The organism is Mycobacterium sp., from assembly GCF_035653355.1.
In the GTDB taxonomy this organism is placed as follows: Bacteria; Actinomycetota; Actinomycetes; order Mycobacteriales; family Mycobacteriaceae; genus Mycobacterium.
In genome coordinates, this window is record NZ_DASRBZ010000637.1 from 1 (window position 1) to 6,451 (window position 6,451).

The following is a 6,451-nucleotide window of genomic DNA, read 5'->3' on the forward strand; positions in this document are numbered from 1 at the left end:
ATGCGATTGTCGACTCGAAACCAGCTAAAAGGGACCATTACCGATGTCGACATCGGCAATGTCATGGCCATCGTGAAGGTTCGGCTCGACGGCGGCGATCAGGTCGTCACGTCGTCAGTCACCAAGGATGCGGCACAGGAGCTGGGCCTGAAGGTGGGCCAGCCCGCGACGGTGTTTATCAAGTCCACCGAAGTGACGATCGGCGTCGACTGAATACCCGGCCACCAGCCTGTGGCATTGAAACCAAATGCGCTGTGCTGGAAGGTCCGACTACCGGTATCCATCTAGGTCTTTCTTCTCAATTGATTGCGCGAGACGTTGGCCCTTGTCGGTGAGCTGCAGCCACGCTGCATACATCCATCGTGCTGGGTCGTCGTAGTGTTTGACGTAGACGTGGGAGATCTTGTGCATCGAATGCTCGAGTGGGCGGTTCCAGGCAGTGAAATGTTCAGGAGAGTGCTCGCTCTCCTGGGGCATGCCTCCCAGCCTGAATAGGCCATCGCTGACCAACGAGCGAATCACCTCCAGGGTTTCGTTCTGTACTTCCGAAGGCGATGCACTCGGATTCTGGTGTCGCACATGCCAATCGACAGCATTGAGATCAAGTACGTTACCGAGGCCGTCGAGGAGTAGTCCATGGCGTACCCTCTCGCGTGACGCAATCATTGCTGTTCACCTCAGTTACGGCGAGTCGTTGTGTCCTTCGCTGCCCTTCAGGTCTCTTTACCGAGAGATCCTTCTTCCCGCGGTTGCCGTGGGTAACCCTACTTTGCATCATTAGTCGCCGGACGCCGGCGAGGTTTTGGTCCTGCCCAGCGTGACCGGCCCGACATAGTCACCAACCAGCGTGCGGTGCCACCACGCCCGGTCCCGCACGAGCTCCCGCCACGTGGTATAGCGGTACTCGTAGAACTGCACCCGCAGATACCGCGGCGGGGAATCGGGGAACGGATTGCGCCGCAGCAGACGCAGCGTCGGCGGGTCGTTCTCCAGCAGCCGCACCAGGAACGGTCCCAACCACCGCTCGCCGTACAGAGGCGAGATCGCAGCAAACCACATGAGCCAGTCCAGCCGAAGATGGTAGGGCGCCCATTGAGGCGGCAGCCGACGGACATCGCCCGGCTTGCCTTTGAATTCGTATTCCTTCCACTCCGTGTGCTCGGTGACCTCCGGCTCGTCGGTGCCCTCGATCACCAACTCACGGCGTATCCGCCCGATGCTGCCGAAGGCGCCGTAGGTGTTGATGAGGTGGAAGGGGTTGAAGGACATGTTCATGCGCTGCTGGCGGGAAAGCATGTTGCGCATCGGCCAGTAGCTCAAAAACAGCGAGAATGCGGTGAACGCGATCACCAGTGCCGCGAACCACAACGGCGGGCCCGCTGCCACAGGGTGCTTGGGCAACGGCAGCACCGTCGACCATGACGAGTCGTCGATCACGCTGCAGCCGAGCAATATCGTCAGCCAGTTAAGCCAGGCGAAGTTTCCCGAAATGACCAGCCACAGTTGGGTGATGACGACGATCGCGCCTGCCACACTGGCGACCGGCTGGGGGGCGAACAAGCCGAATGGGACCACCAGCTGCGCGAAGTGGTTGACCGCCACCTCGACCCGGTGCAGCGGCTTGGGCAGGTGATGGAAGAACCAGCTCAACGGCCCTGGCATCGGCTGAGTCTCGTGGTGGTAGTACAGGCAGGTGAGGTCGCGCCAGCACGGGTCGCCGCGCAGCTTGATCAGCCCGGCGCCGAACTCCAACCGGAACAGCAGCAAACGCGCCAGCCACATCGCCAGCACCGGCGGTCCGACACGGTCGTTGCCCAGGAAGATTGCTAGGAAGCCGGTTTCCAGCAGCAACGACTCCCAGCCGAACGAATACCACGTCTGCCCGACGTTGACGATCGACAGGTACAGCACCCACAGCACCAGCCACATCGGCATCGCCGCCCACAACGGCACGAGATCGGCCCCAGCGGCGACAATCGCCGCCGACAGCGCCGCGCCGAACCACGAAATGGTTGCGAAAAACCGGTCCGAATAGTGGAAATGAAACAGGCTCGGCGCCTGCCAAAAAGCCTGTCGAGCGAGATAACGCGGTATCGGCAGCATTCCGCGCTCTCCGAGAAGCGCACGGAATTGCCTCGCCGCGGCAACAAACGCGATCAGATAGACAGCTGCTACACCACGCTCGAGTATCAGCCTGCCCAACCAATATTCCGGTGCCGTAAACCATCCCATGTCCACAACTCCCGGGACCCTGGACGTTGACAACCACCTACTTCGATCTCCAGCCTAAAACGCGATGTCGCCGAAGATCTGCAGTTATTGATCGTGCGATTCCGCGGGCCGCATCGTCACCGATGCGGGAGTGATCGCGCGGTTCCTCGTCGGGCCGCTCCGCCGGCCGCATCGTCACCGACGCGGAAACGGCTGCCAGCGACACTAGTGCCAGTAGTTGCACCCACGGCGAGTGTCCCGCATAGCCGTCGACCGCCCGCCACGGATGCCGAGATAGCGCTGCGCCGGCCAGAATTAGCCCACCGGCGGTCAAACCGAGCGTGACCGCGTCGCACCATCGCTGCCGACGGCGCAGGGCATACCGCAGCGCCAGCGCAGCACCGAAAACGACGAACCCGGTTACGCCGGCGATCACGGCGCCTGCGGCCAGCACCGCGACCGCCCCCCAGCGCCCCGGCGCCAACGGACGCGCGGGCACGTCGTCGTCATGCCGTCGCCGCGCCGGCCACCATGCGAGCAGGGCCAGCAGCGGCAGCAAAGCCAGCCCACCCAGCAGCCCGGCGCGGTACCACGAATTCGAGACGAACGTCAGCGTGATCGTGCCCGAGGTGCCCGCGGGCACCACCCACCCTTGCTGCCACCCATTGACGGCTATCGGCGTCAGCCGGGTTCCGTCGCTGGCGCGCGCCACCCAGCCGGGGTTGATGCTTTCCGGTACCACAAGCACCCGCGAGCTGATCGCCGCTGGTGCCCGAACCTCGCGACGCGCCGGTCCCCATGCTCCAGTGGCGGCGGGAACCTTTGCGGCCGTGAGTGATTCGGCGGCATCGGAAGCCGTCAGCTCGGCTCCGTCGACCGCTAACGCGTCGCCGGGACTGATGACCAACTCTTGCTGGCCGGCCGGCAGCGCAATGGGATCACGCTCACATGGTTGGGCTGCGACCGGTTCGCCGTTGAGCAGCGCGCCCACCGTGGTGCGGATCGAGGTGTGCACGAAGCGGCCCGCGATCGCGATGACCGGGCCGTGACCGCAGTCGACGGTGATCTCCCGCGACCGGTTGCGCGTTGCGTCGGCGGCCGCCACGGGTCGACCGTCACCGCCGAGGACGGCCACCTCAGCCAAGCCCGGCGGCTTGAGCTGGTCGAAGCCCAGCGCCGTGCGGTCGATGATGTCGTGCCAATTCAGCAGGCTGATTCTGACGCTATCGGTGCTGCGCGGTGTGAGCCGCACTGTCTGCGGACCGGCCCGATCGCCTGATTTCAGTTCGCGAACCTGCGGACCGTCGCCAAGGTCGATGGCCACCATGGTCGGGTGTGCCGGGACCGCCGACACGCTGGGAGTGAGCTGCAGTCCGGTCACCTCGGTGGGCCGCGGCAAGGTGAGCGTCAGCGTGGGCGGGGTCTTGTGCTGAACGACATGCTGGGGTGCTGTCCATGCGGTGCCCGGATCACCGTCGGTGGCGGCGTATGCGGAGCCGAGCACGTCGACGAGGTCGGAGTCGCCGCGGGCCCGCACGGTGCCCGGCTCGGTGACCAAGTCGGCCAACTTGGGGCCCTGCCGCGGCCGCACCCACACCGTCGGCGTCACCGACACCGCCTGCGGCACGGTGAGCGTACGGCTGAAAACCACTTGCTCTTCTGAGGCCAATGCCATGGACGCCGCGCAGTGCACACCATCGGGCCCCGCGGCGCAGCCGGGCCGGCCCAGCGGTTCCGAGCCCAGATCCCATTGCCTGACAGCCCACTTCGGCGATGGACCGGGAACCAGCACGGTGTGGCGAAGTTCGACCGGATGGGCGTAGCCGGATGCGTCGTATTGGGTGACCGACAGGTCGGTGATACCGAACTGCACACCGGCGGACCCGTCGTCGGTGCCAATCGCGGTGATGCGGACCCACGGCGTTTCCCCGTAGGGCAGCGCCGCGGTGAGCGGCTTGCCGGCCTGGTCGAACCGCAGCGTGGTGGTGCCGTTGACAGTGGCGACCTGGATGCGGCGGATCTGCGCGCCGACGGCGGTCGCGCTGGGCGTCACGGTGATGACGCCGTTGGTCACCGGGTGGTCGAAGTCGACCTGCAGCCATTGCCCGACCGCGGCCTGCAGCGCATTGGACACCCACGCGGTCGCCGGGTCGCCGTCAATGGCGGCGGCCGGCGAGGTGGCGGGCGCGACATCCGGCAGGGCGGTCGAGTCCGACGACGAACTCGACGCGGTGAGTCGGCCACCAGTCCAACTGCCGAATGCCGTGTCGGCACCGGGGACCGGGTAGTCGGGCACCCGGTTATAGGTGTGCCGAGCGTCGTCCGCCGCCCGGATCGCCGACGAGTGGTTGTCGACGCGGCCGTAGTCGGTCTCCCGCGCCAACGGAGTGTCGGTGACGGTAATGCCGGCTTCCTTGGGCACCGGCAGGCCGGCACGACGAGCGTCGCCGCTCAACAGCACCGGGCCCAACGAGGGTTGGTTCAGGAGGCGCCGTCGTTCGTCGAGACGCAGCAGGGCCTCGGGGCCGCCGTCGACGCGGGCCAGTCGGTCGGTGTCAGCGAAGTAGGGCGCGCCCGGATTGACGTTGGTCGCTGCCACTCGGTAGACCTCCACCGCGGGATACCGGGGGCGTAGCCCGCTGTCGGTGACGAATCCCGACAGCGTGCCGGCACCGACCGGCGCCCCGAACTGTGCCACCTTTTCCAGCCCGGGCGACCCGTCGACCGCGCGGTGCACCAAAATCGGGCGGGCCGAACGCGACGTCTCCGGTTCCAGGTCGTTGCGCACCACCACATATGAAATGCCTTGGCGGGCAAGTGCATCAGCTAGCCCTACTGATGGCCGCCCGGCGGCGAACAGGCGCTGTACCGAGTCCAGGGCCCGGATGGTTTGCGGCGGCGTCAGCGGGATGGAGTCTCGAACGCCCCATGGGCTATTACCTAGAACCTGCAGCGGCTCATCGTGGCTGGTGCCCCAGACCTGAGTGGCGAACGGCGCGCCGGGAACCACCAGCACCCGGCCCGCGGCCGGGGTGCCGGTGTTGTGCTCGGTGAGCCAGTCGGCGGCGTCATGCCAGTACTGGGGTATGGCCCGGAAGGTGCCAGGCGGGGTGAGTCGACCGGTCCAGGCCAGCGACGTGCTCACCATCAGCGCGATCAGTGCGACGATCCCGACCGCTACCCGCTTGTCGCGTTCGGGATGAGTGAACCCGCTGACCCATTCGCGGACCGGTGCGCTGCCCGGCAGCGGTACCCGGCCCAGCAGCTGCGCCAGACCCAACACCACCGGGATCCGGATCAGCGACTCCAGCTTGTGGACGTTCCGCAGCGGTGCGCCGCCCGCATCGAGAAACGCCTGCACCTGATGCGCGACCGGCGAGCCCAGGCCACCGGAGTAGCCGGCGGCCAGCAGCGTCACCCCGACCAGCAGCATCGTGACCAGCCGCCCACGTGCAGGCATGGCGCGCATGGCCAGGCCGGCCAGGCCGGCGGCCGCGACCAGGCAGGTGGCGAGGATGTCCACCGACCCCGTCACCAGCGGTGCGCCTGCGGTGGCGTTGGGTGCCACGAACGGCGTCCAGCTGTCCGTTCCGCGCAGCACCTCGACCAGCGATGACCATTGGGTGGTGACGCCGGAGGATTCGATGAAATCCAGAAACGGCGGGCTGATCCGGGCCAGCAGGATCAACGCGATCAGCCACCACAGCATCGCCAGCGTCAGCGCCGCCGCCCACCACCCGGTAAAGCGCCACCACACCCGGGTGGGGCGATGGCATGCCCACCAAATGACGGCAGGTAGGCACCCCGCCAGCGTCGCGATCGCGTTCACTGCACCCATCAACGCGACCGCGAGGCCGGCCTGTCCGGCCAGCCGTCGCACCGATCTGCCCGGCTCCGCGCGCAGCGCCAGAATCGTCGGCAACAGCACCCAGGGCGCCAGCATGATCGGCAACGTTTCCGACGAGATGGACCCGAGGGTGGTCAGCACCCGCGGCGACAGCGCGAACGCCGCAGCGGCGATCACCCGGGAGCTCGGGCTGCCGATGCCCAGCACTTCGGCGACCCGCAACAATCCCCAAAACCCGACCGTGAGCAGCAGCGCCCACCACAACCGCTGGGTGACCCAGCCGGGTAGCCCGAGCAGGTGGCCGGCCAGGAAAAAGGTGCCGTGCGGAAACAGGTAGCCGTAGGCTTGGTTCTGAGCCTGGCCGAACGGCAGTTCGCTGTTCCACAGGTTGGT

General features: G+C 66.7%; 4 protein-coding genes. 1 reads left to right on the top strand and 3 read right to left on the bottom strand.

Annotated elements, in window-relative coordinates:
- A partial coding sequence (locus VFA16_RS21910) for a TOBE domain-containing protein (protein WP_324969854.1) occupies window positions 1–213 on the top strand: 213 nt, incomplete at its 5' end.
- A gap of 57 nt (window positions 214–270) precedes the next feature.
- On the opposite strand, the gene VFA16_RS21915 is transcribed toward VFA16_RS21910, so the two are convergent.
- From VFA16_RS21915 to VFA16_RS21925, 3 genes are all read right to left on the bottom strand, one after another.
- Window positions 271–477 carry a hypothetical protein gene (locus VFA16_RS21915; protein WP_324969855.1) on the bottom strand — a complete coding sequence of 69 codons (207 nt, stop codon included), beginning with the start codon at window positions 475–477 and terminating at the stop codon, window positions 271–273.
- 300 nt (window positions 478–777) lie between these two features.
- Window positions 778–2,232, bottom strand: a complete 1,455-nt coding sequence (locus VFA16_RS21920; protein ID WP_324969856.1) for a lipase maturation factor family protein — start codon at window positions 2,230–2,232, stop codon at window positions 778–780.
- Between the two features lie 37 nt (window positions 2,233–2,269).
- Window positions 2,270–6,451, bottom strand: a 4,182-nt coding sequence (locus tag VFA16_RS21925; RefSeq protein WP_324969857.1) for an alpha-(1->3)-arabinofuranosyltransferase, incomplete at its 5' end; no start/stop codon positions are given.